Origin of the sequence: Nitrobacter sp. (genome assembly GCF_051535215.1) — a bacterium.
Classification (GTDB): Bacteria; Pseudomonadota; Alphaproteobacteria; order Rhizobiales; family Xanthobacteraceae; genus Nitrobacter.
The window spans coordinates 1-22,929 of record NZ_JBPPLY010000001.1 but is presented as its reverse complement, the minus strand read 5'-3'; the positions used below and the strand labels follow the sequence as shown (position 1 = coordinate 22,929).

The 22,929-nt window shown below is 63.4% G+C and carries 18 protein-coding genes and 1 pseudogene; 7 read left to right on the top strand and 12 right to left on the bottom strand.

Going from position 1 to position 22,929, the window contains the following annotated elements:
- Positions 1-173 precede the first annotated feature (173 nt).
- Positions 174-1,508: a polyhydroxyalkanoate depolymerase gene (locus ACS3WB_RS00095; protein WP_438273593.1), complete on the bottom strand. Its 1,335-nt coding sequence runs from the start codon at positions 1,506-1,508 to the stop codon at positions 174-176.
- Between the two features lie 318 nt (positions 1,509-1,826).
- Here ACS3WB_RS00095 and ACS3WB_RS00090 point away from each other — a divergent pair, with 318 nt between their 5' ends.
- Both ACS3WB_RS00090 and ACS3WB_RS00085 read left to right on the top strand, forming a co-directional pair.
- A complete protein-coding gene (locus tag ACS3WB_RS00090; RefSeq protein WP_438273592.1) occupies positions 1,827-3,167 on the top strand; it encodes an ActS/PrrB/RegB family redox-sensitive histidine kinase in 1,341 nt (446 codons plus the stop codon).
- Positions 3,168-3,259: 92 nt separating this feature from the next.
- Entirely contained in the window at positions 3,260-3,814 is a 555-nt protein-coding gene (locus ACS3WB_RS00085) for an ActR/PrrA/RegA family redox response regulator transcription factor (protein ID WP_438274004.1), read from the top strand.
- Positions 3,815-3,948: 134 nt separating this feature from the next.
- Here the strand turns inward: ACS3WB_RS00085 and ACS3WB_RS00080 are convergent, their stop codons facing one another.
- Entirely contained in the window at positions 3,949-4,440 is a 492-nt protein-coding gene (locus ACS3WB_RS00080) for an MmcB family DNA repair protein (protein WP_438273591.1), read from the bottom strand.
- 221 nt (positions 4,441-4,661) lie between these two features.
- Between ACS3WB_RS00080 and ACS3WB_RS00075 the strand changes: the two genes are divergently transcribed.
- Entirely contained in the window at positions 4,662-5,342 is a 681-nt protein-coding gene (locus ACS3WB_RS00075) for an MBL fold metallo-hydrolase (RefSeq protein ID WP_438273590.1), read from the top strand.
- A gap of 69 nt (positions 5,343-5,411) precedes the next feature.
- On the opposite strand, the gene ACS3WB_RS00070 is transcribed toward ACS3WB_RS00075, so the two are convergent.
- The 6 genes from ACS3WB_RS00070 to ACS3WB_RS00045 form a co-directional block, all read right to left on the bottom strand.
- Positions 5,412-5,828: a DUF1236 domain-containing protein gene (locus ACS3WB_RS00070; protein WP_438273589.1), complete on the bottom strand. Its 417-nt coding sequence runs from the start codon at positions 5,826-5,828 to the stop codon at positions 5,412-5,414.
- A gap of 188 nt (positions 5,829-6,016) precedes the next feature.
- Positions 6,017-8,842, bottom strand: coding sequence for a PAS domain-containing protein (locus ACS3WB_RS00065; RefSeq protein WP_438273588.1), 2,826 nt, complete (start codon positions 8,840-8,842; stop codon positions 6,017-6,019).
- 271 nt (positions 8,843-9,113) lie between these two features.
- A complete protein-coding gene (locus ACS3WB_RS00060; RefSeq protein WP_438273587.1) occupies positions 9,114-10,199 on the bottom strand; it encodes a DUF4892 domain-containing protein in 1,086 nt (361 codons plus the stop codon).
- A gap of 163 nt (positions 10,200-10,362) precedes the next feature.
- Positions 10,363-11,298, bottom strand: coding sequence for a zinc metalloprotease HtpX (gene htpX / locus ACS3WB_RS00055; RefSeq protein WP_438273586.1), 936 nt, complete (start codon positions 11,296-11,298; stop codon positions 10,363-10,365).
- Between the two features lie 142 nt (positions 11,299-11,440).
- A complete protein-coding gene (locus ACS3WB_RS00050; RefSeq protein WP_438273585.1) occupies positions 11,441-11,992 on the bottom strand; it encodes an N-acetyltransferase family protein in 552 nt (183 codons plus the stop codon).
- A 171-nt stretch (positions 11,993-12,163) separates the two neighbouring features.
- Positions 12,164-13,507, bottom strand: coding sequence for an outer membrane protein (locus tag ACS3WB_RS00045; protein WP_438273584.1), 1,344 nt, complete (start codon positions 13,505-13,507; stop codon positions 12,164-12,166).
- A 271-nt stretch (positions 13,508-13,778) separates the two neighbouring features.
- Between ACS3WB_RS00045 and ACS3WB_RS00040 the strand changes: the two genes are divergently transcribed.
- A complete protein-coding gene (locus tag ACS3WB_RS00040; RefSeq protein ID WP_438274003.1) occupies positions 13,779-16,310 on the top strand; it encodes a ligase-associated DNA damage response DEXH box helicase in 2,532 nt (843 codons plus the stop codon).
- Positions 16,311-16,373: 63 nt separating this feature from the next.
- On the top strand, positions 16,374-17,114 hold the full coding sequence (pdeM, locus tag ACS3WB_RS00035) for a ligase-associated DNA damage response endonuclease PdeM (RefSeq protein WP_438273583.1): 741 nt from the start codon (positions 16,374-16,376) through the stop codon (positions 17,112-17,114).
- Between the two features lie 114 nt (positions 17,115-17,228).
- On the opposite strand, the gene ACS3WB_RS00030 is transcribed toward pdeM, so the two are convergent.
- A complete protein-coding gene (locus ACS3WB_RS00030) occupies positions 17,229-18,089 on the bottom strand; it encodes a LysR family transcriptional regulator (protein ID WP_438273582.1) in 861 nt (286 codons plus the stop codon).
- A 97-nt stretch (positions 18,090-18,186) separates the two neighbouring features.
- On the opposite strand from ACS3WB_RS00030, the gene ACS3WB_RS00025 reads away from it, so the two are divergent.
- Both ACS3WB_RS00025 and ACS3WB_RS00020 read left to right on the top strand, forming a co-directional pair.
- Positions 18,187-19,122, top strand: a complete 936-nt coding sequence (locus ACS3WB_RS00025) for a DMT family transporter (RefSeq protein ID WP_438273581.1) — start codon at positions 18,187-18,189, stop codon at positions 19,120-19,122.
- Positions 19,123-19,185: 63 nt separating this feature from the next.
- Complete coding sequence (locus tag ACS3WB_RS00020) at positions 19,186-20,526, top strand: NRAMP family divalent metal transporter (protein ID WP_438273580.1); 1,341 nt, start codon at positions 19,186-19,188, stop codon at positions 20,524-20,526.
- A gap of 18 nt (positions 20,527-20,544) precedes the next feature.
- Here ACS3WB_RS00020 and ACS3WB_RS00015 read toward each other — a convergent pair whose 3' ends face one another.
- The 3 genes and pseudogenes from ACS3WB_RS00015 to ACS3WB_RS00005 form a co-directional block, all read right to left on the bottom strand.
- Complete coding sequence (locus tag ACS3WB_RS00015; RefSeq protein WP_438273579.1) at positions 20,545-21,336, bottom strand: TIGR02186 family protein; 792 nt, start codon at positions 21,334-21,336, stop codon at positions 20,545-20,547.
- Positions 21,333-22,259: a sulfite exporter TauE/SafE family protein gene (locus ACS3WB_RS00010; RefSeq protein ID WP_438273578.1), complete on the bottom strand. Its 927-nt coding sequence runs from the start codon at positions 22,257-22,259 to the stop codon at positions 21,333-21,335. Before ACS3WB_RS00010 ends, ACS3WB_RS00015 begins: the two co-directional genes overlap by 4 nt.
- A gap of 194 nt (positions 22,260-22,453) precedes the next feature.
- Positions 22,454-22,929, bottom strand: a pseudogene (locus tag ACS3WB_RS00005) (hypothetical protein); the annotation flags it as partial.

The following is a 22,929-nucleotide window of genomic DNA, read 5'->3' as shown; positions in this document are numbered from 1 at the left end:
GGAATGGGCCTCGGAACAAAATATTTGACGTTCATTCCACGTAATTCGGCTGTTCTAGGTGTGAATATGAATTCATTATTTTACAGCACTGAAACTCGGTTGAAATTCCCGCGGCCAGCCGAGCTTCGCCGGATCCATTCCTCACCAGAGAATAGATTGAGTGTTATTCAGATTCACTCCGCCGCCACACGGAGTGACGTACGCATTGGTGTTGTGGTGACGGATTGCATGAAATCGTTGATGCGCGGCACGATCTCCGACTTGAAACGCGAGCCGTTGAACACGCCGTAATGGCCGACGCCTTTCTGCACGTAGTGAATCCGCCGATTATCGGAAATCGACGTGCATAGCGCGTGCGCCGCTTCGGTCTGCCCGAGCCCCGAAATGTCGTCGTTTTCGCCTTCCACCGTCATCAGCGCCACACGCATGATCTTCGAAGGATCGACGGCCCGTCCGCGATGGGTCATTTTTCCTTCCGGCAGCGCGTGCTTGACGAACACCAGATCGACGGTCTGCAGATAGTACTCCGCCGTCAGGTCCATGACGGCGAGATACTCGTCATAGAAATCGCGGTGCTTGTCGACGAGATCGCCGTCGCCCTTGACGAGATTCTTGAACAGACTCTTGTGCGCCGCCATGTGACGGTCGAGGTTCATGCTGATGAAGCCGTTGAGCTGCAGGAAACCGGGATAGACGTCCCGCATCACACCGGGATGCGGAAACGGCACCTTGGTGATGACATGGTTGCGGAACCAGTCCGTACCCTTCTCGGCGGCGAGGTTGTTGACCGCAGTGGGATGGTTGCGGGTATCGATCGGTCCGCCCATCAGCGTCATCGATAGCGGCACACATGGATCGCCCTCGGCCTCCATCACCGACACCGCCGCCAGCACCGGCACCGAAGGCTGGCAGACCGCGATGACATGGACGTTGCCACCCAGCACATGCAGCATCTCGATCAGGTAATCGACATAGTCATCGAGATCGAAACGCCCCTCGGAGATCGGAACCATCCGGGCGTCGGACCAGTCGGTGATATAGACGTCATGCGTCGGCAGAAACGCCTCGACGGTTCCGCGGAGCAGCGTCGCGTAATGACCCGACATCGGCGCCACCAGCAGCACGCGCGGCTGCGGCCGTCTCAGCGGACGCACATGCTTGCGGTCGAAGTAGAGCAGACGGCAGAACGGCTTTTCCCAGACCGAGCGAATCTCGATCGGCGTGCGTACGCCGTTGACCTCGGTCTCGTGCAGGCCCCATTCTGGTTTGCCGTAGCGGCGGGTGGTGCGCTCGAACAATTCGCAGCCGGCGGCGATGCTTTTGCCGAACTCGGTGCCCGACCACGGATTGAGCGGGTTCTGGAACAGTATTCGTGTCGCGTCGGTGACGGCGCGAGCCGGATTGAGTGACGCCTGCGCCATCTCGTACATCCAGTACATCGGCGTCGTCATCGTCGGACTGACTTCCGCCGGCAGCTCCGGCGGGCGTCCAAATTCACCGATAGGCATTCTGCTCGATCCCCTTTGGCATTGCAAAATAGTGGCCGCTGCGAAGCACTGCGTCAATCCGCCCCCGGTCTATAGAGATCTACATATAGTATGATAATGCTTTCCGCGAGCCCGGATGTGGCGAAAACATTTCTCGCTACGCAAGTTCCTTGGAACGAACGCGGCGAGCGGCGCTTCACAGGGATCAGGCTTCCCCATGCGCTTCACAAACGCGGCGCCTCGATTGCGCGGATCAAGGTCATGTGTCGCCGCGTCTTGCGAGCGTCGCCGCCTTCCGCGTCGCGAGAATCGCTCGAAAACGCTATAAGCTTGCCCGACATGACCGACGTCGCCGCCTCCGACTTGAACCATCCGCGCCGCTACGTCCGGCTGGACACCATCCTGCGGCTGCGCTGGCTCGCGGCGCTCGGACAACTCGCGGCGATCTTCATCGTCGCGCAGGGGCTGGAATTCGATCTGCCCATTATTCCCTGCGTGACGATCGTCGGGCTGTCCTCGCTGCTCAATCTGGCTTTGCAGGTGATCTTCGATCCGATGCAACGGCTCGAACCGCGTCATGCCGCGGCGCTGCTTGCGCTGAACATCACCGAACTCGCGGCCCTGCTATTTTTCACCGGGGGTCTGCAAAATCCCTTCTCGTACCTGTTTCTCGCGCCCGTGCTGATCTCGGCCACGGCGTTGCCGACACGGTTGACCATGGCGCTCGGCGGGTTCGCGATTGCTTGCGCGACAGTCCTGGGCTTCACGCATCTGCCGCTGCCGTGGGATGCCGATGACCCGCTGATCCTGCCGCCGATCTATCTCGCCGGCGTCTGGTTCTCAATCGTGCTCGCGATCGGCGTCACCAGCCTCTACACGTTCCAGGTGACGGAGCAGGCGCGCAAACTCTCCGACGCGCTCGCGGCAACCGAACTGGTCCTGACCCGCGAACAGCATCTGACCCAGATCGATGGCCTCGCCGCCGCCGCCGCTCATGAGCTTGGAACGCCGCTGTCGACCATCTTCCTGGTTTCGCGCGAACTGGAAAAAGCATTGCAGGAGAACGGCGCGCAGGATCCCCAGCGGCTCGCCGGCGATCTCGGCATCGTGCGGGAGCAAGCGCAGCGGTGCCGCGACATTCTCGCCAAGATCGCGCAACTGTCGTCGTCGGGCGCGCCGTTCGACCGGATGCCGCTGTCGACTCTGATCGAGGAAACCGTCGCGCCTCATCGCGATTTCGGCATCGACATCAAGACCACGATCGCGGCCACCGGCGATCACGAACCGGTCGGCATGCGCAATCCCGCGATCCTCTACGGCGTCGGCAACATTCTGGAAAACGCCGTCGACTTCGCCCGTAGCGCCGTCGACGTCAATGCCTGGTGGAACAGCGATACCGTCGGGATCGTGATCTCGGATGACGGCCCGGGAATTGTTCCGGACATTCTCAAGCGGATCGGCGAACCTTACCTGTCGCGCCGCCGCAACCTTGGCGATGCGCAAGGCGGACGCAGCGGCCTCGGTCTCGGGATTTTCATCGCCCGCACCTTGCTCGAGCGCACCGGCGCGAGGGTCTCCTTCAGCAACCGGACATTTCCGGAGCATGGCGCGGTGGTGCAGATCGTCTGGCCGCGCGTCCGTTTTGAAACGTCGAAAACGATTGCGGAGACAACGGCTTAGCTTTCAACGCCAATGATCGTGATCCGCCATCGCTTGCGGCGCCGCTTTCAGCGCCCATATGTTCCAGAGATAACCAAGTGCGAGGTATCATCGTGAACGCTACTCCCGACGTTTTCCCGCAAGCCGACCGCTCGCTGCTGATCGTCGAGGATGACAAGCCGTTTCTCGAGCGCCTGTCGCGCGCCATGGAGACCCGCGGCTTCGAGGTGACGTCCTGCGACAGCGTCTCCGACGGCCTTGCACATATCGGAAAATCGGCGCCGGCCTTTGCCGTAGTGGACTTGCGGCTCGGCGACGGCAACGGTCTCGACGTGGTGTCGGCCCTGAAGCGTGAGCGTCCCGATGCTCGCGCGATCGTGCTGACCGGCTATGGCAATATCGCAACCGCAGTGACCGCGGTGAAAATGGGTGCCGTCGATTATCTGTCGAAGCCCGCCGACGCCGACGATGTGGTCGCGGCGCTGCTCTCCAGCAACTCGGAGAAGTCGGAACTGCCGCAGAATCCGATGTCGGCGGATCGCGTGCGATGGGAACATATCCAGCGCATTTACGAGATGTGCAATCGCAACGTGTCGGAGACGGCCCGGCGGCTCAACATGCATCGGCGTACGCTGCAACGTATTTTGGCGAAACGCGCGCCGCGGTGATTTTATCCTCGTGAATGATAGCGTTTTGAACGAACCCCATGAATACCGGTTCGCGTCAACAAAATCACGGAACTCGCTTCTGATTCCATCGGGAGCGAAAGGCTTTAAACAAACGACCTTCTTCCGCGAAAAAGCTAAAACCCTCCCTCGGCATAACCTTGCGGATCGATCAGACGATTGAGCCGCTGGGCCGCCGCCAATGCGAAGCGCAGCATCATCACCTTGCGCGTCGGCGCCGTCAGGCGGTGTTCCGGCGCCTCGCAATGCAGGTGGGCGCCATAGGCATCGGCGACGATCAGGCCGGTGTCGGTGGGGAAAATCCCGCACGGCAGATCGCGCGTGAAGGCGAAGAACAGGCGGTCGCAATGCGCGCGATAATCCCGCCACTTTCGATCGGCGCGCAAATCCTCGACAGACGACTTGATTTCGACGATCCAGATCTCGCCGCTCGCGTTCAGCGCCACGAGATCGGCGCGCCGTCCTGATGGCAGCGGCAATTCGCTAACGCAAGAAAATCCCAGCGATCGCAAAAGCCTTCCTGTTCCGCGCGCAATCGCGAGCGCCGTCTCCGACTGGCGACGGTCTGGCGGAGGCACGAGGGCGATGTGGGTCGCGTTTGATTCCATGGGACGCGACCATAGCAAAAACGAGGGCGGCCACGCCGGTGTTTTTTGACCTGTAGCGTTTTCGCGCGAAGTGGATACCGGTTCGCGTCAGGAAAACGCGTCAAATCAAAATAATGAAGCCCCGCGTCTGATTTCATCAGAAGCGGAAAGGCTCGAGGGAGTGTATAACGGCCCATGGGTTTCAAACTGCTGGACGCCACAAAAATCGGAACTGCTCGCGCATGACCCGGGAAAAGCCGACCGACAACCAGACCGGCGCGAAAGCCGGCGTTACGATCATTCCGGTGACACCGTTCCGGCAGAATTGCGCGCTGTTGTGGTGCGAAGCCACCAGGGATGCCGTTGTCATCGATCCCGGCGGCGATGTTCCGCTCATCAGGCGCACCATCGAAAAAGCAGGCGTGAGGGTCAGGCAAATCTGGCTCACGCATGGTCACATCGATCATGTGGGCGGTGCGGCGGAATTGCGTGACGCACTGAAGGTCCCGATCGAGGGGCCGCATATCGCGGACGAATTCCTGCTCGATCTGGTGGTCGAGAGCGGGCGCAATTACGGCATGACCGGGATGCGCAACTTCGCGCCGGATCGCTGGCTCGAAGAGGGCGACCGCGTCAAGATCGGCGAACTCGAATTCGACATCCTTCATTGCCCCGGCCATTCGCCGGGCAGCGTGGTTTTTTTCAACAGGGAAATGGGCTTCGCGCATGTCGGCGACGTTTTGTTCAACGGCTCGATCGGCCGCACCGACCTGCCCGGCGGCCATCATGCCACGTTGATCAAATCCATTACCGACAAGCTGCTGCCGCTCGGCGACGACGTCGCGTTCATCTGCGGACACGGCCCGGGATCGAGTATCGGCCATGAGCGAACAAGCAACCCGTTCCTGATCGGCTGCGTGTAATGCCGCGTCCCTGAACGCATAGAGGCCGCCTGCGACGGCGGCCTCATAAACTGCATTATTAAGACAGCGCTATTCGATGACGTCGACGATCCGGTGGGTCCTGGGATCAACCAGGACGGTCCGATCGTTCACCACCGTATAGCGATATTGCGGTGCGCCGTATTCGGCCGGAACCTCATAGTAGGTCACCCCGGCTTCCGGCAGGACGGCACCGACGCGGACTTCCTCACGATAGCGGTAGGACGGACGATGTTGCTCGACCACATAGTGGCGGAAGCGCGGACGCTGGTCGACGCCGAGCACGCCGGCGACGCCGCCTACAACTCCGCCAATGGTACCGCCGACGACTGCACCCACCGGCCCCGCGGCCCGCTCACCTTCGCGGGCTCCCCGCTCGATGCCGCCCGGGACGCCCTGCGCGATGGCAGAAGCTGGAAGCACCAATGCGATGGCAACTGCGGTAGTTCCGATAATGCGACGGATCATAAAATTTCCTCCGATCGTGAATGTTGCGGAGGAGGAAAGTCCGGGCTTGTGCATTCGTTCCGCGAGTTTTTACCGGCAAAATGCGTCTAGGCGGGGAACAATATCACTCCGGTCGTATCGGGATTTTCCCGCGTTCACGATGACGACGTTCGAATGCGTTTGGTGCGTCAACTTGAGATGTTGATACGTCAACTTGAGATGATGTCACGCACACGCTGCGACAGATGGTCGAGATCGAACGGTTTGGTGATCATGTCCATGCCGGGTTGCAGAAAGCCTTCGGCGTTCGCGGCGTTCTCGGCATAGCCGGTCATGAAGAGGATTTTCAGATTCGGCCGCAGCTCCCGCGCCTGATCCGCAAGCTGGCGTCCGTTCATGCCCGGTAATCCTATGTCTGTCAGCAGAAGATCGACGGGTTTGTCCAGTTGCAGAATCCGCAAGCCCGCCGCTCCGTCCGCGGCTTCGCATGTCAGGTAGCCTTGATCGCGCAGCATCTCGATGATGACGCCGCGCACGACCGGTTCATCCTCGACGACAAGCACGGTTTCGCCGGTGGCCGGGATCCTGTCGCTGCTGATATGCGGAGCCTGGTCGGTCTCGGGAACGCCGTCATGGCGCGGCAGACAAAGCCTGATCGAGGTGCCCTGTCCCGGCGCGGTGTCGAGGGCGATGTGGCCGTTGGATTGCCGGGCGAATCCGTAAATCATCGACAGCCCCAGTCCGGTCCCCTGACCGATCGGCTTGGTGGTGAAGAAGGGATCGAAGGCGCGCGCCGCCACGTCGGGTGTCATGCCCGTTCCGGTATCGGTGACGGTGATGCAGATATAATCGCCCGGCTGCATGGCGGAGGAGCCGTCATCGGCTGCGCCGACGGTCGTGTTCGTCGTGGCGATCGTGAGCTTGCCGCCGCCGGGCATGGCGTCCCGTGCATTGATGGCGAGATTGAGCAGCGCGCTTTCGAGCTGGTTCGGATCGCACAGCGTCTGCCACAGCCGTTCGGACGGCGCGATCTCCAGTTCGATGGCCTCGCCGATGGTCCTGCGCAGCAAGTCTTCAAGTGAAAGGATAAGCTGATTGGCATCGACCGACTTCGGCACCAGGGGCTGCCTGCGGGCGAACGCCAGCAGCCGATGCGTCAGCGCCGCGGCACGATTGGCCGACGCCATCGCGGCCTCGATGTAGCGGCCGGCGCGATCGGTCCGGCCCTGATTGAGACGGGTCTGCATCAGGTCCAGCGAGCCCACGATGCCGGTGAGCAGATTGTTGAAGTCGTGGGCGATGCCGCCGGTCAACTGGCCGACGGCTTCCATTTTCTGCGATTGACGCAACGCTTCCTCGGCCGCTCTCAATCGTTCGGCCGCGGCCTTCTCCGCGGTGACGTCTCGGGCCACCGCATAGATGAGGTTTTGATCCGGGACTGCGGTCCAGGACAGCCAACGGTATGAGCCGTCCTTGTGACGGAGCCGGTTTTCGAATCGCAACCTGGCCTCGCCGAGCGCAAGGCGGCGAATTTCCGCCCGGGTCTTGCCGGTGTCTTCGGGGTGTTCGATCCAGTCGACGGTGCGTTCCAGCAGTTCGGCCTCGCTCCAGCCGAGCGTCCTCGTCCAGGCGGGATTGACGGAGCGCCAGACGCCGTCATGGTCGGTGACCAGCAGCAAGTCCTGCGACACATTCCAGATCCGGTCGCGCTCGCGGGTTTTCTCCTCGACTCGCTCGGCGAGCGTGGCGTTCAGTTCGGCGAGCTTGCCGGCGATCCGTTTTTGATCGTGGACGTCGGTATTGGTACCGATCCAGCGGGTGATGCGACCGTCTTCATCGCGCGCCGGCACGGCGCGAGCCAGAAACCAGCGATAGCTGCCGTCGGCGCCGCGCATCCGAAATTCGATCTCGAAAAACCGGCCGCTGGTCACTGCACGGGTCCAGGCCGCGACGGAGGCAGCCGCATCGTCCGGGTGGACCATCTTGCTCCAGATCTTGCTGCTGAGTTCGCCCGGCTTCACGCCGACATAGTCGTAGACGCGCGGATTGAACCAGTTGAAGGTTCCATCGGGTGTCGCGGTCCAGACGTGATGCGGCAGCGCCTCCGCAAGCGTGCGGAATTCCTCCTCGCGCTGGCGGATGGCGCGCTCCGCTTCGACCTGGTCGGTGATGTCGATGTGCGCGCCGAACAGCCGCACAGCCCTGCCGTCGGCATCGCGCTCGATCACCGATCGCGCCGAAATCCAGCGTGTCTCGCCGTCGCTTGGCCGGATGATCCGGTAGCGCACTGCATATTCGCGATCACTGCCGCGCACCGCATCGATGAACTGCCCTTCGGCCACCGCGCGGTCATCGGGATGGACACGGCGGAGCCAGTCCTCGTGGCTTTCGTGGACGGCTTCGGGGGGGAGGCCGTGTATCTTCAGATACTCCGGCGACTTGCGGCTGCGATGGCCGGTGCGCAGGTCGACCTCGAGACCGCCGATCCGGCCGATCATCTGCACACGCGCAAGCTCGGCCTCCCGCTCCTGCAAGGCGAGCTTGGCAAAATGATCGCGGGTGACGTCGCGGCACACCACGAGCACCCCGCCGACGCCTTGATCTTCATCGATCGGGCTGAAGCCGTAGGTCCAGTAGACCTGCTCCAGCTTGCCGTCCCGCGTCACCGGAACGAGCTGATCCTCATGCCAGGTCGCGCCGCGCCCGGCCATGACGTGCTCGATCTGCGGACCGATGATGTCCCAAATCTCGGCCCAGCACTCTTTGCCCTTCTGACCGAGCGCGCTGGGATGCCGTTCTGATCCCAGGGTTTGGCGGTAGGCGTCATTATAGAACTGGATCAGATCCGGCCCCCACCAGATGAACATCGGATGGTTGGTGTTGAGCATGATGCGGACGGCCGTGCGCAGGCTCTGGGGCCACGCCTCGGGAGCGCCGACCGATGTGACGGCCCAATTGAACCGGCGCGTTAAACTTCCCATTTCCTCGCCGCCAGCGAGGTAAGCCCTAGGGTTGATACTTGCCTTTTCCAGCATCGAACGGACAGGTCGTTGGGTAGGCCGGTCTGCAGGGGGTATCCCCAAATACGCCGCATACCAAATCACATCCGGATGGAACGCCTCATCCCGCTGTTCGGTTCCAATTTTTTTTGAGGACGGGAGGTGGCCGGAAGGGCACGGCGAGAACCGTCGCGAAAGGCCAGCCGAACGTTGACTTCACCGACCGCGAACAAGTGGCCTCAAGCGGCGGGGCGGAGTCGCCGCCGCCGCTTTTGAGGTGACGAATTTGCGTCGTTGGAGCGCGCCGTCAGTTCAGCTTGACTACTTCGACCCGGCGATTCCTGGCGCGGCCGTCTTCGGCGTCATTCGAGGCGGCCGGCGCCATCATGCCGACGCCGGCTGCGCGCAGGCGCCTAGGATCGATCCTGTAATTCGCCGCCAGCGCCTTTACCACCGCCTCGGCGCGTCGGCGCGACAAGTCGAGGTTATGGTCGAACGCCCCCTGATTGTCGGTGTGACCGACGATCAGCACAGCGAGCCTCGGGTCGGCCTTGAGCAGGCCTGCGATCTCGGCCAGCGTCGGACCGGATTCGGGTTTGAGATCGGCCCTGTCGGTGTCGAAGAAAATGCCATAGAGCGCGACACGGCCGGTCGAACCGATGCTTCGCGCCATCTCCTCGGCCTTCACAACGACCATCTTCTGCTCGCGCGGCTTCGGCTCGACGATATGCACCAGCGCCACGGTCCGTTCGTTGAACGCCTTGCAGTAGAGATCGTCCTTGACCTGGAAAGTCTGCACGGTGACGTAGGCGTCGCCGCCATCTTGCGGAATTTTCGCGGCGAAGAACCGCTGGTCGTCGATATGAGACGCCAGCGCGCATTTGCCGTTGGAAAAATCCGCATCCTTGAGCTGGCTTGCGTAAACGAAATACATCATCAGGCTCATTTCGCCGCCGCCGCCGTCGCTGGCGCGCTCGGGGTCGCCGCCGCATTCTTCCTTCTTGCAAGTGTAGAGCACTTCGCCGCCGGCCTCTTTCACGACGTCCTGATAGTTGCGCAACACCTCCAGCGGCGAGCGCCCGGCGGGCAGCAGATAAGCAATCCGCGTGCGCGCGCCCTCGACCTCGATTTCCTCTTTCGGTTTGAACACCCGGTTGTTCATGCGATCGTGCTGATCGTCGCCCGCCTTTTCGAGCCTCGACAGCGGCACCTTGAAATCGGTGAAGGCGAGGCGCTCATAGCTCACGATGAACGAGCCGTCGTAACGCTTCAGCAGCGCGTTGTCCCTGGCGCCGGCAATATCCCTGGTGGGAATGATGGCGTCGGCGCTGGCAGCAGCCATCGCGCCGAACAAACCCATCGCAACAGTCAGCATCGCAATCCGCTTGAGCATTTCTATGGAATCTCCATGCCAAAGCGTCACACGAAACCGATTCCGAAGTGGCGGGCAAGCGATGGACTGCGGGCGATTGGCCGCAGCCGGTTCGCTCGCCTGCCATGAACCGGAGACGATTCTCAAGCGACAAAAGTGGTTTGCCTTGCGATGTAGGTTTTAGCTAACCCCAGGGGCCGCGGCGCGAAGGCCCCTGTCCACCCCATGGACCGCCTGAGCCGTCACGAGGCGGTGCGGACGGCGTGGAAGCGCCGCCGAATTGGGAGGTCAGCCGCTGCAACGCCGCGATACGGTTTTCGGTCGAAGGATGGGTGGCGAACAAATTGTCCATGCCGCGCCCCGACAGCGGATTGATGATGAACATGTGCGCGGTGGCAGGCGCGCGCTCCGCCTCCATGTTTGGCACCTGATGCGCGGCGTTGTCGATCTTCGCCAGCGCCGAGGCGAGCCACATCGGCTGGCCGCAGATGCGCGCGCCCATCTCGTCGGCGGCGTATTCGCGAGTCCGGCTGATCGCCATCTGCACCAGCATGGCGCCGAGCGGCGCCAGGATCATCATCGCCAGCGAGCCGATGATGCCGGGCCCGTTGTTGTCGCGGTTGCCGCCGCCAAAGAACATGCCGAACTGAGCCAGCATCGAGATCGCGCCGGCGATGGTTGCGGTGATGGTCATCAGCAGCGTGTCGTGATTCTTGATGTGCGCGAGTTCATGCGCGATCACGCCGGCCAGTTCCTCGCGGCGCAAGGACTGCACCAGTCCGGTCGTCACCGCCACGGCGGCGTTCTCCGGATTGCGGCCGGTCGCGAAGGCGTTGGGCTGCGGATTGTCCATCAGGAACACCCGAGGCATCGGCAGCCCGGCACGCGCGGCGAGTTCGGCCACCAGCCGGTGCAGGTCCGGTGCCGTGCCGGCCTCGACCTCATGGGCGCCGTACATCGACAGCACCATGCGGTCGGAGTTCCAGTAGGCGAAGATATTGGTTGCGGCCGCGACGACGAGCGCGATCGCCGCGCCGCTGGCGCCGCCGATCAGATAGCCCACAGCCATGAACAGGCCGGTGAGGCCTGCCAGCAGGATCGCGGTACGAAAATAGTTCATCGAGCTCCTCGGATCGCCCCCGGAATAGGGACGGCACCACAGAACATGGGAATTGCGGATCGGCAGCCGCAAGTGCGGCGGCCCGTCGCGGAGACCCGCGGAACGGCTCCGGCGCAGCGAAGGGACGGGCTTTGGTGGGTGCTCAGAGCGGAATAGCTGTCGGCGAGATTTCGGGGACTGTCGTGCTGCCGGGGCCGAGCGGGAGTTGCATCATCACCGTGTCGAGCCAGCGGCCGAACTTGAGACCGACCGTGGGATGGGTGCCGATCATCGCAAAGCCCGCGCGTGCGTGTACCCCTATCGAGCCTGCATTGGCGGAATCGCCGATGACTGCGATCATCTGGCGATAGCCGCGCGCCTCGGATTCGGCAATCAGGCGGCGCAGCAACTGTATGCCGATGCCGCGGCGATGGACGGCGGACGCCAGATAGATCGAGTCCTCCACGGTGAAGCGATAGGCCGGTCGTGGCCGGTAGGGGCCGGCATAGGCGTAGCCGACCACGGCGCTTGCGAGTTCCGCTACCAGATAAGGAAAGCCGCCATCCCGCAGCGCGCCGAAGCGCCGCGTCATTTCCGCGAGATCGGGCGGGACAAGCTCGAAAGTCGCGGTCCCGAAACGGACGGCGTGCTCATAAATTTCGGTGACGGCTGGGAGGTCGGCCTCATCGGCCGCTCGGATCACGAGATCGGACATGGCGCAGAGATTAGGCCGAGTTCCGTAAAAGAGTCACCGCTTTCGCGGGCGTTGCCGCGGCCACACGTCGAATTCCACTCATAAAAAAAGGCCGCATCGTCATCCGATGCGGCCTTCTTGCCCACTCCCCAAATCATCGACGCCGGGTTGCGAAGCCCCGCGCTGTTGCGATCAGTATCTCGCGCTCACCGGCGTGTTGAAGTGATAGTTCAAGCCGGTGCGGAAGATGTGTTCCTGTGCACCGGTTGTCAGCACGCCCGGCGCGTTACCGAAGTCGAAGCCGTGGCTGGAGCGGCCGAGATCGACGTAAAGGTATTCCGTCGTCGAGGTCCAGTTCGGGCCGAACAGGCCGAGCAGGGTGAACGGCGTCTCGATGCCGCCGCCGACGGTCCAGCCGGTGCGGGTATCCGAGAAGCTCAAACCGTTGAGCGCGGTCTTGACGTTGCCATAGGCGAAACCGCCGGTCGCGTAGAACAGCGAGGGGCCCACCGCGTAGCCGAGGCGGCCGCGCACGGTGCCGAGCCACTGCAGCTTCGAATTGAAATCGAGCGAGGCGCCCGGCGCGCAGCCGATGCAGGTCTTGTTGTCTTCCATCGTCGAGCCCTGGAAGTCGGTCTCGAGGCCGTAGACGATGTTGCCGGCTTGCCAGTTGTAACCCATCTGGCCGCCGCCGATGAGGCCATCGGGTGCGAGATTGAACAGCACGCTGGTACCTGCGTTGATGTCGGTTACCGTAGCATGGTTGCGGCTGGTGCCGGAGCCGGCATTGCCGCCGAGATAGAAACCGTTCCAGTTGGCGGTGGCCACGGGCGCATACGTGCTGTTGCCGCCGATGCGATAGTTCAGCCCGAGGCGAAAGATATTCTCGCGCAGCTCGGAATGCAGCGTTTGACCGGCAAATGAGTCGGTGCGATTGCCGAGGTCGACATAAAGATATTCGATCTTGCCGGTCCAGTTTCCGCCGAGCGCGGCTTCGACGCCGCTGCCCCAGGTCCAGCCGTCGCGGTTGCCGCTAAATGCGAACGGCACTCCGGCTTCGGTGATCGTCGTGTTGACGTTTCCGTAAGCGTAGCCGCCGGTCAGGTAGGTCAGGGTCGGGCCGTTGACCAGACCGATACGGCCGCGCGCGGTGCCGAACCAGTCGAGCTTCTGCCGATACTGGATCAAACCGATGAAGTCTGTCCGGTTGTCAGTCATGTCCGCGCCCTGAATGTCGGCTTCGACGCCGAACACGAGTGGGCCGAGAAACGAATTGGTCTGCCAGTTATAGCCGATCTGGCCGCCGCCGATCGCGCCGAGCGGCTGCAGATACGTTGAAATTCCCGTGCCGCCGAGATCATGCACGGCCCGGTCGCGGCCAAGCCCGAAGCCCGCATTCACGCCGAGATAAAATCCGGTCCAGTCGTAGGCCGGAGCCATTACCGGGGCCTTGGTGTATGTCCGCGGTGCGAGATCGGCCGCCTGGGCGCTCATCGCGGTGCTGGCAAGCAAAACACCGAGCAGGATTTTTTTCATTATGGTCCCCGTCTGCAAATGACCCGGAAATTGTACGCTTCGGCGGCAAATTTGTCTGTGGTCCGCTGGCCACACTCGCCGGTAATGATGCCGTGCAAAACGGAAAATGCTGCAAGATCAGCGTTCCGCGCGGCGATTCCCGGGCGTGGGCGGCTCCGTCGGAGGTATCCGAGCCTCTCAAGCCGGCTCGGGCGCCTGCCGATTCGCATTGGAAGCGGCGCGCGCGGATTCCGGCCTCGACCGGGCAATCGGGACCGCTTACCTCTCGGGCGTGGACATCGATGATCGCGAAGCGCGGCTTCCGCTGCCCGACGGTTTCCTGCGCTGGTTTGCGGCGCGGGGTTGGTCACCGCGCGCGCACCAACTCGAATTGTTGCGAAAGGCGCGCGAGGGACGTTCGACGCTGCTGATCGCGCCGACCGGCGCCGGCAAGACGCTGGCGGGATTTCTGCCGACGCTGGTGGAGCTTTCTTGCTTGCCCTCTTCCGCGAGGGGAGAGGTAAGTAAGAGCCAAGGCCTCCACACGCTTTACATCTCGCCGCTGAAGGCGCTGGCGGTCGATATCGCCCGCAACCTCGAAGCCCCGATCGCCGAGATGGAACTGCCGATCAGGGTCGAGACCCGGACCGGGGATACGCCGGTGTCGCGGCGCCAGCGCCAGCGGCGCTATCCGCCGGACATCCTGCTGACGACGCCCGAGCAGATGGCGCTGCTGTTGGCGTCGGATGATGCGCCGTTTCTGTTCTCGTCGTTGCGCCGCGTGGTGCTCGACGAACTGCATGCGCTGGTGACCTCAAAACGCGGCGACCTGTTGTCGCTCGCGCTGGCGCGGCTGTGGCGGCTCGCGCCGCGGATGCGCACGATCGGACTGTCGGCGACGGTGGCGGAGCCGGAGTCGCTGGCGCGATTTCTGGTGCCGCAGCGAGGCGAGGCAAACGCCGCCGACATCGTCACAGCCGGCGGCGCGGCCGCTCCCGTTGTGGAGATGCTCGACACCCGCGAGCGGCTGCCATGGGCAGGGCATTCGGCGCGCCATGCGCTGGGCGAAATCTATGAGTTCATCAAGCGCAACAAGACCACGCTGGTGTTCGTCAACACCCGCAGCCAGGCCGAGATGCTGTTTCAGGATCTCTGGCGCGTCAATGACGACGGTCTCGCCATCGCGATGCATCACGGCTCGCTCGATGTCGCGCAGCGCCGCAAGGTCGAGCAGGCGATGACGGCGGGCCGCCTGCGCGGCGTGGTCTGCACCTCGTCGCTCGACCTCGGCGTCGACTGGGGCGACGTCGATCTCGTCATCAATATCGGCGCGCCGAAAGGCTCGTCGCGGCTGATGCAGCGGATCGGTCGCGCCAATCATCGGCTCGACGAGGCCTCGCGTGCGGTGCTGGTGCCGGCCAACCGTTTCGAGGTGCTGGAATGCCGCGTCGCCATCGATGCGGTGAACGAGAACGCGCAGGATACGCCCCCCTTGCGCTCCGGCGCGCTCGACGTGCTGGCGCAGCACGTGCTCGGCTGCGCCTGCGGCGAGCCGTTCCGTGCCGATCAACTCTATGACGAGGTGCGCACCGCGGCGCCCTACGCCAATCTCACGCGCGCCGATTTCGACGATGTGATCGATTTCGTCGCCACAGGCGGCTACGCATTGAAAACCTATGAGCGCTTTGCCCGCATCAAGCAGGACAAGGAAGGCCGCTGGCGCGTCGCCAATCCGCGCGTGCGGCAGAGCTATCGCCTCAACGTCGGCACCATCGTCGAGGAGGCGATGCTGAAGGTGAAGCTGGTGCGCTCGCGGCACCGCGGTTCCGGATCGACAGGCACGATCGCGCGTGGCGGCCGGATGCTCGGCGAGATCGAGGAGTATTTCATCGAGGGCCTCGTCACCGGCGACACCTTCGTATTCGGCGGTGAGATCGTGCGCTACGAGGCGCTGGTCGAGGATCAGGTCTACGTCTCGCGAGCCAATGACGAAAATCCCAGGGTGCCTTCTTATATGGGCGGCAAATTTCCGCTCTCGACCTATCTCGCCGAACGGGTGCGCAACCTGCTCGACGACAAGCGCGCATGGAGCGGCCTGCCCGATCAGGTACGGGAATGGCTGTCGCTGCAGGCATCGTTCTCACGAGTCCCTCATGCGCGCGAGATGATCGTCGAGACCTTTCCGCGCGCCGACAAGCACTATCTGGTCTGCTATCCCTTCGAGGGACGGCTCGCACATCAGACGCTCGGCATGCTGCTGACGCGGCGGCTGGAGCGCATGCGCGTGCGTCCACTCGGCTTCGTCGCCAATGAATACGCGCTGGCGATCTGGATGCTCGGTGACGCGTCGACCATGATCCGGCAACGCCGGCTCGATCTCGACGCGCTGTTCGACCCGGATATGCTGGGCGACGATCTCGAGGCGTGGCTTGCGGAATCTGCGCTGATGAAGCGCACCTTCCGCAGTTGCGCGATCATCTCCGGGCTGATTGCGCGGCGCTTCACCGGCGAGGAGAAGTCGCGGCGGCAGGTTCTGTTCTCGACCGATCTGGTCTACGACGTGCTGCGCAAGCACCAGCCGGATCACGTGCTGCTGCGCGCGGCGAGGGCGGACGCCGCGACCGGACTGCTCGATATCCGCCGCCTGAGCGATATGCTGGCGCGTATCAGGGGCCGCATCACCCACAAGCCGCTCGACCATATTTCGCCGCTCGCGGTGCCGGTGATGCTGGAGATCGGCCGCGAGGCGGTCTATGGCGAGGCGTCGGACGAGTTGCTGGCGGAGGCCGCTGAGGATCTCGTGAAGGAGGCGATGGAGCGGTGATGCCATCGCCGTCGATATTTGCCGGGTTCCGTTGGTCTCGGCTCTTTTCGGAAGATCGTTCGCATGATCTATGAAAACGACGAGCCTCTTTCCGATTCGGATCATCTCTTGAGCGTGCTGGCCATCAACGACGCCCTTCCGGGTTCCCCCCTGCTGGTCGCAGCCGTCGAGTTTGTTGCCGATCTGTCGGGCGCGCTGTTCTGGGAACAGGAGCGGCTGCTCGTCGTCTCCGACCTGCATCTGGAGAAAGGCTCGAGTTTTGCCGTCCGCGGCGTGCTGCTGCCGCCCTATGACACCCAGGCGACGCTTGCGCGGCTTGCGACCGTCATCGCGCATTATGATCCGCGCATCGTGATTGCGCTCGGCGACAGCTTTCACGATCGCGATGCGCACGAGCGGCTGTCGGCGGCGGATCGCGATGCGCTATCGGCTCTGCAGGCGCCGCGTGACTGGATCTGGATTTCCGGCAATCACGATCCGGCGCTGCCGTCCGATCTCGGCGGCGTGGTTGCAACCGAGGTGGCGCTGGGCGGGATCGTGTTCCGCCACGAGCCGACAGGTGAGGTCGGAGAAATCGCGGGTCACCTGCATCCAAAGGCGCGGGTCTCGACGCGTGGCCGTTCCATGGAGCGGCGCTGCTTTGCAAGTGACGGCGAGCGCGCGGTGATGCCGGCGTTCGGTGCCTATGCGGGCGGCCTCAACATTCGCGACAGGGCGTTCGCCAGGATTTTTGCCGCCGATTTCGTTGCGCATGTGCTTGGAGACCGTCGGATGCATGCGATAGCGGCGACGCGCTGTTGCTAGAGCGTTTTCGAGCGAAGTGGAAACCGGTTCGCGTGAAGAAAACGCGTCAAAAACAACAGTCTGGGGCTTCGCTTCTGATTCAATCAAAAGCGAAAATGCTCTAAGCGCGTCCTCTCACGCCGCCTTCTGCATCGAACTGCAGAAATCCGCCAGCAGATCGGCGACGCGCAGCGTGGCCGGGCCCGCCTCCGGCGCCGCGACCAGCGCTACCTCGGTTTTGGCGATCGGCGCAAAACCGTCTTTCGCCGTCAAAACGCGATGCGCAGGCTGAATCGCGATCTCCGAGAGAATGCTCAAGCCGAGGCCGGCGGCCACCGCGGCCTGGATGCCCGCGAGACTCGAACTGGTATAGGCCATGTGCCAGGCTCGGCCTGCGCTTTCGATGGCGTGAATGGCGCCGGCCCGATAAAGGCAGCCCTGCGGAAAGCCGATCAGCGGAACGGATTGCGTCTGCAGATTGACGGGATGGGTCTTGCTGGTCACCCAATGGACTTGTTCGAGCCAGGCGCTGATGCCGCCTTTCTCGCCGGCGGGCCGCTTGAGCAGCGCCAGATCGAGTTCGCTGCGCTCGAGGTCGCGGCGCAGATACGTGCTCTGGTCGGCGCGGACGTCGAGCCGCAGACCGGGACGCGAGCGCATGAAACTCGCCAGCAATTCGGTCAGGCGATAGGCGGCGAAATCCTCAGGAATGCCGAGCCGGACCACGCCGTCGCCTTTCGGCCGCGCCAGCACGTCGCGGGTTTCCTCCGCCAACGCCAGCAACCTCCGCGCATAGGCCAGGAGTCGCTCGCCGTCCTCGGTGGGTATGACCTTCTTGCCGATGCGGTTGAGGAGGGGACGGCCGAAGTCGTCCTCCAGCCGCTTGATCTGCTGGCTGACGGTCGACTGGGTGCGGTGGACGCGCTCGCCGGCGCGGGTGAAGCCCCCGGCGTCAACCACGGATACGAAACTGCGCAACAGCTCGAGATCCAGCATGGCTCATACCATTCAAAAATCCACTTATCATGATTGTATCATTTAATTTCCAAATAACAAGGCGTCGGCCTACATCACGGGCAAAGGAGACTTCCTCATGTCCCTCACGTCCCCGACCCTTGCCTCGCCCACCGCACCGCGATCCACTTTTAATACGCTGCCGCTCGCCATTGCCGCATTCTGCCTGCTGTGGAGCTTCGCCTTCGTTGCCGGCAAAATCGGCGTCACCGATTGTCCGCCGCTGATTTTGCTGGCAGCGCGTTTTCTGCTGGCGGGCGTCCTGATCTTCGGGATCGCCATGCTGCGCGGCGAGGGCTGGTCACTCTCCCGCCGCGACGTCGCGATCTTTGCGCTGCTCGGCATCGCCAACAATGCGCTGTATCTCGGTCTTGGCTATATCGGCCTGCAGACCGTCTCGGCCGGTCTCGGCGGCCTGATCGTCAGCGCCAACCCGGTTTTCACCGCTGTGCTGGCCGCTGTCTTTCTTGGCGAAAGCCTGACCTGGCGCAAGATCGCGGGCCTGATGCTTGGCATCGCCGGCGTGGCCTTCATCGTCTGGGATCGCATATCGGTCGGCGCCGACAGCCTGCACGGCGTTGCGTTCACGCTGGCTTCGCTGGCCTCGATCGTGGCCGGCACCATCTTGTTCAAGGTCTTTGCGCCGAAAGGCGATCTGTGGCTCGGCAACGGCATCCAGAATCTGGCTGGCGGCGTCGCGCTGCTGCCGTTCGCTTCAACGCTGTCTGATGTCGGCGACATCGTGCCGAGCTGGCGACTGCTGGCGGCGTTTGCCTATCTCGTGTTGTGCGGCTCGATCCTCGCCTATGTGCTGTGGTTTCATCTGCTCAAGGTCTGCGGCGCGACCGCGGCAAGCGCCTATCACTTCCTGATGCCGCCGCTCGCCATGTTGTTCGCCTGGCTGGTGCTCGGTGAGCACCTCGCGCTCCGCGACCTGCTCGGGATCTTGCCTGTGGCGCTCGGCATCTATCTCGTCACCCGTCCCGCTGCCGATTCGGTACGGCCTGCCCGTTAGCAAGCCGCTGTTTTCCGGAACTGGCACCGGCCGGCCGCGTTGTCTGGCGCGGCTGGAGCGGGAATGGAACGTTCAAAAGCGGTACGCGAAAAAAATGAGGCGCTGGGCACATCCAACCCGTCTTTGAAAGGCGAGGGTCGGGAGCCGTTTCGGTGGCGTGCCATTTTCAAAACACTGGGTCCGGGCCTCATCACCGGCGCGGCCGACGACGATCCCTCCGGCATCGGCACCTACAGCCAGACCGGCGCGCAGCTCGGCTACGCCGCGAGCTGGACCATGGTGCTGACGTTTCCCCTGATGGCGGCGATCCAGGAAATTTCCGCGCGGGTCGGGCGTGTCACCGGGCACGGCATCGCCGGCAATGTCTGCCGACACTATCCCGCGGGCCTGCTGAACGGCATCGTCGCGCTTCTGTTTATCGCCAACACCATCAACGTCGCCGCCGATCTCGGCGCCATGGCGGATGCGTTCAAGCTGCTGTTCGGCGGGCCTGCCTTTGCCTATGTGCTGCTGTTCGGCATCACATCGGTGGTGGCGCAGATCTTTCTCGATTACGCCCGCTATGTCGCAGTCCTGAAATGGCTGACGCTGAGCCTGTTCGCCTATGTCGGCGCGCTGGCGGTTGCGCATGTGTCCTGGGGCGAGGCGGTCGCGGGTCTGCTGATCCCGCGCGTGGAATTCAACGCGGCGTTTCTCACCACCGTCGTCGCCATTTTGGGCACGACGATCTCGCCCTATCTGTTCTTCTGGCAGGCTTCGCAGGAGGCCGAAGATCAGCGTGTCGATGCCGCGAAACAGCCGCTGGTCCACCGGCATCATGGCGCGCGGCAGGAGTTCAACCGCATCCGCGCCGACACTATCGTCGGGATGGCGTTCTCCAGCCTGATCGCGATCGCGATCATCCTCACCGCCGCCGCGACGTTTCATGCTGCCGGCAAGACCGACATCGAGACGTCGGCGCAAGCCGCGGAAGCGTTGCGGCCGATTGCGGGCCGATTCGCGGAAGTGATCTTCGCGCTCGGCATCGTCGGCACCGGGTTGCTGGCGATTCCGGTGCTGGCGGGTTCGGCCGCCTACGCCGTTGGCGAGGGGCGGCGATGGCCGGTGGGACTGGCGCGCAAGCCGAAGGAGGCGGCCGCGTTCTATGCTGTGCTGGCGCTGTCGGCGGTGATCGGGATCGCTCTCAATTTCACGCCCGTCGACCCCATTCAGGCGTTGTATTGGAGCGCGGTCATCAACGGCGTGCTTGCGGTGCCCGTGATGGTGCTGCTGATGGCGATGGTGCGTCGCCGCGAGGTCATGGGCAGGTTTGTCGTCACCGGCAAGCTGTATTGGCTGGGCTGGCTCGCCACCGCCGTGATGGCCGCCGGAGTCGTTGCGATGGGCGTCGCATGGGCGTTGTAGCGCGCCAGGGATTGATCGTCAGTCTCTGCGGAAGACGATCGACGCCATCCAGCCCGCCATCAGCCCTATACATGCCGTCGCCACGCCGTAGAGGAGGCCGTGCTGCCGTGCGGCGGTGGCGACGAACTGTTCGAAACCGACCTTGACGATTTCGAATGCCGTGTCGGTCTTTGTGATCAGTGCACCATCTGCGAGAAGCTTGATGCCGACGGTGTAGGTGCCGATCGGCACTTCCGCCGGAAGCGGAATACTGGTGCGGAACAAGGTCGGCGTCAGGAAGGTCACGGCCGATGTGTTCTCGCGATACAGCCCCTGTTCGGCGCGCAGCCTTATGAAGGCGCGGCGGAACGGGTCGCTCGTGACGACGTCTGCATAATCGGGGCCGACGCGCTGCCTCAGCAGCACGTTGTTCAATCCGAGCTGCTGCCGCCGCAGGACGTCCGGCGCGGCGATCTTGTCTAGCGGCCGGTTGGCGAACGCCGCAAGATAGGATGGGACCTGGAGAAATTCCCGGGAATCGGCATTTACCCAGATGCCGAACCGGCGCTCCTTGCGGCGCGTGACCATATCGGCGCGGGGGCCGCTGACGGTCACGACGAGATCGTAGCCGCTGCGCGGAACGGCCGCATTGCCGTCGCGCTCGATGGAGCCGAACAGCACCAGCTCCTCGCCTGAATAGTTCGACGTCACGGTAACGCGATGGTTCGACACCGAGACGATCAGGTGCTCGGCGCGCGCATCGTCCGCAACGTAGGCAGCGCTGAGCAGCAGCGCCAGGCCCATCGCCGCGCATGTTGCGCGCCTCCTCATGGGCCGCCCGTTATTTCGCGGACCGTGTAAAGGTCGTTGGGGCGAATACCCAATTCGACCGCAAAGCGGATTCCGACCGCCAGGATCAACAGCCCGAGCAGCAGGCGCAGGTGTTCGCCGCGGATGCGCTGGCCGGCGCGTGCGCCGAATTGCGCGCCTGTCACGCCGCCGGTCATTAGGATCAATGCGAGCACGACGTCGACAAGATGGTTGGTGGCGGCGTGCAGTACGGTGGCGAACGTCATGGTGACGAGGGTGAGCAGCATGGAGGTGCCGATCACCGTCGATGTCGGTATGCGCAGCAGGTAGATCAGCGTCGGCACCAGGATGAAGCCGCCGCCGATGCCCATGATCGCGCCGATGAAGCCGATGGCAAGTCCGATAGCGACGACCGGGATCGCAGACAGATAGATTTTGGAACGCTTGAAACGGACTTTCAGCGGCAGACCGTGGATCCAGCCGTGACCGCCGGAGCGCCGCGGCGGCACGACCTGACCATGCCGGGCACGCCGCATGGCGCGCAATCCCTCCCAGAACATCGCTCCGCCGACGCCGGACAGCAGCACCACATAGGACAGTGCGATCAAAAGATCGAGCTGACCCAGCGCGCGCAACTGCGTGAAGGTCCAGACGCCGAGCATGGTTCCGGCCGTAGCGCCGCCCAACAGGATCAGCGCGAGCATCGGATCGATCGCGCGTTTTCGCCAGTAGGACAGCGCGCCGGAGAAAGAGGAAGCCGCGATGTGGCTCGCGACCGTCGCGACCGCGACCGCAGGCGTGATGCCGACAAAGATCAGCAGCGGCGTCATCAGGAAGCCGCCGCCGATGCCGAACATGCCCGATACGAAACCCACCGCCGCGCCCATCGCCAGGATGAGGAATACGTTGACCGGAAGATCGGCGATCGGGAGATAGAGTTGCACGCGCGTTCGGTTTCGGATTTGGCCGCGGACCGGCCGGCGCCTTTCCGCAGCATGGACCTTCGGTGAGCGGCGAGGTTGCAGGCCGCATCACTTGCATAACCGAAATCATCAGCGGCCGGGGTTAAAGAATTCGGCACGGCCCGGCTTTTTCGCCCGGCTCCCGCTCAGGTCCCAGCGTTCGGTGACTAACGGGATTAACGCGTAGCCTGTCTGGTAGCCATCGATTGCTTGCCCGGTGCGGAGCGGGCTGCCGTGGTTTTGGCCAGGGGCTTGGTCGTGGCGAAGGGTTTTGCGTCGGGCTGCGCGGCCGCGCCGTCCCATCCGCCGGCGGGGCTCGCGACACCGACCGCATCGTCCGGCTGAGGCTTGGGTACGAAGGTTTGAACCGCCTGCTTGGCCGCGGCAAGCGTCTGCGGATCGAGCCGCTTGGCGATCTCGTCACGCTTGCGCCCGGAATCAACGTCGCCCTGGGCGGCGGCGAGACTGAACCACTTGTAGGATTCGGCGAGATTTTGTTCGATGCCGATGCCGCGGGCATAGAGGATGCCGAGGTTGAACTGGCTGTCGGCGACGCCGCGCTCGGCCGCCTTGCGGAACCATTGCGCCGCGCTCGTGTAGTTGGCGCCCTTGCCGCCGCCATCGGCGTCGAGCACCGCGAGATTGTGCATGG

Excerpts from the sequence above, each read along its gene's own strand:
- ACS3WB_RS00095 (WP_438273593.1), bottom strand. The coding sequence starts at position 1,508 with ATGCCTATCGGTGAATTTGGACGCCCGCCGGAGCTGCCGGCGGAAGTC.
- ACS3WB_RS00090 (WP_438273592.1), top strand. The coding sequence starts at position 1,827 with ATGACCGACGTCGCCGCCTCCGACTTGAACCATCCGCGCCGCTACGTC.
- ACS3WB_RS00080 (WP_438273591.1), bottom strand. The coding sequence starts at position 4,440 with ATGGAATCAAACGCGACCCACATCGCCCTCGTGCCTCCGCCAGACCGT.
- ACS3WB_RS00075 (WP_438273590.1), top strand. The coding sequence starts at position 4,662 with ATGACCCGGGAAAAGCCGACCGACAACCAGACCGGCGCGAAAGCCGGC.
- ACS3WB_RS00070 (WP_438273589.1), bottom strand. The coding sequence starts at position 5,828 with ATGATCCGTCGCATTATCGGAACTACCGCAGTTGCCATCGCATTGGTG.
- ACS3WB_RS00065 (WP_438273588.1), bottom strand. The coding sequence starts at position 8,842 with ATGCTGGAAAAGGCAAGTATCAACCCTAGGGCTTACCTCGCTGGCGGC.
- ACS3WB_RS00060 (WP_438273587.1), bottom strand. The coding sequence starts at position 10,199 with ATGCTCAAGCGGATTGCGATGCTGACTGTTGCGATGGGTTTGTTCGGC.
- htpX (WP_438273586.1), bottom strand. The coding sequence starts at position 11,298 with ATGAACTATTTTCGTACCGCGATCCTGCTGGCAGGCCTCACCGGCCTG.
- ACS3WB_RS00050 (WP_438273585.1), bottom strand. The coding sequence starts at position 11,992 with ATGTCCGATCTCGTGATCCGAGCGGCCGATGAGGCCGACCTCCCAGCC.
- ACS3WB_RS00045 (WP_438273584.1), bottom strand. The coding sequence starts at position 13,507 with ATGAAAAAAATCCTGCTCGGTGTTTTGCTTGCCAGCACCGCGATGAGC.
- pdeM (WP_438273583.1), top strand. The coding sequence starts at position 16,374 with ATGATCTATGAAAACGACGAGCCTCTTTCCGATTCGGATCATCTCTTG.
- ACS3WB_RS00030 (WP_438273582.1), bottom strand. The coding sequence starts at position 18,089 with ATGCTGGATCTCGAGCTGTTGCGCAGTTTCGTATCCGTGGTTGACGCC.
- ACS3WB_RS00025 (WP_438273581.1), top strand. The coding sequence starts at position 18,187 with ATGTCCCTCACGTCCCCGACCCTTGCCTCGCCCACCGCACCGCGATCC.
- ACS3WB_RS00020 (WP_438273580.1), top strand. The coding sequence starts at position 19,186 with ATGGAACGTTCAAAAGCGGTACGCGAAAAAAATGAGGCGCTGGGCACA.
- ACS3WB_RS00015 (WP_438273579.1), bottom strand. The coding sequence starts at position 21,336 with ATGAGGAGGCGCGCAACATGCGCGGCGATGGGCCTGGCGCTGCTGCTC.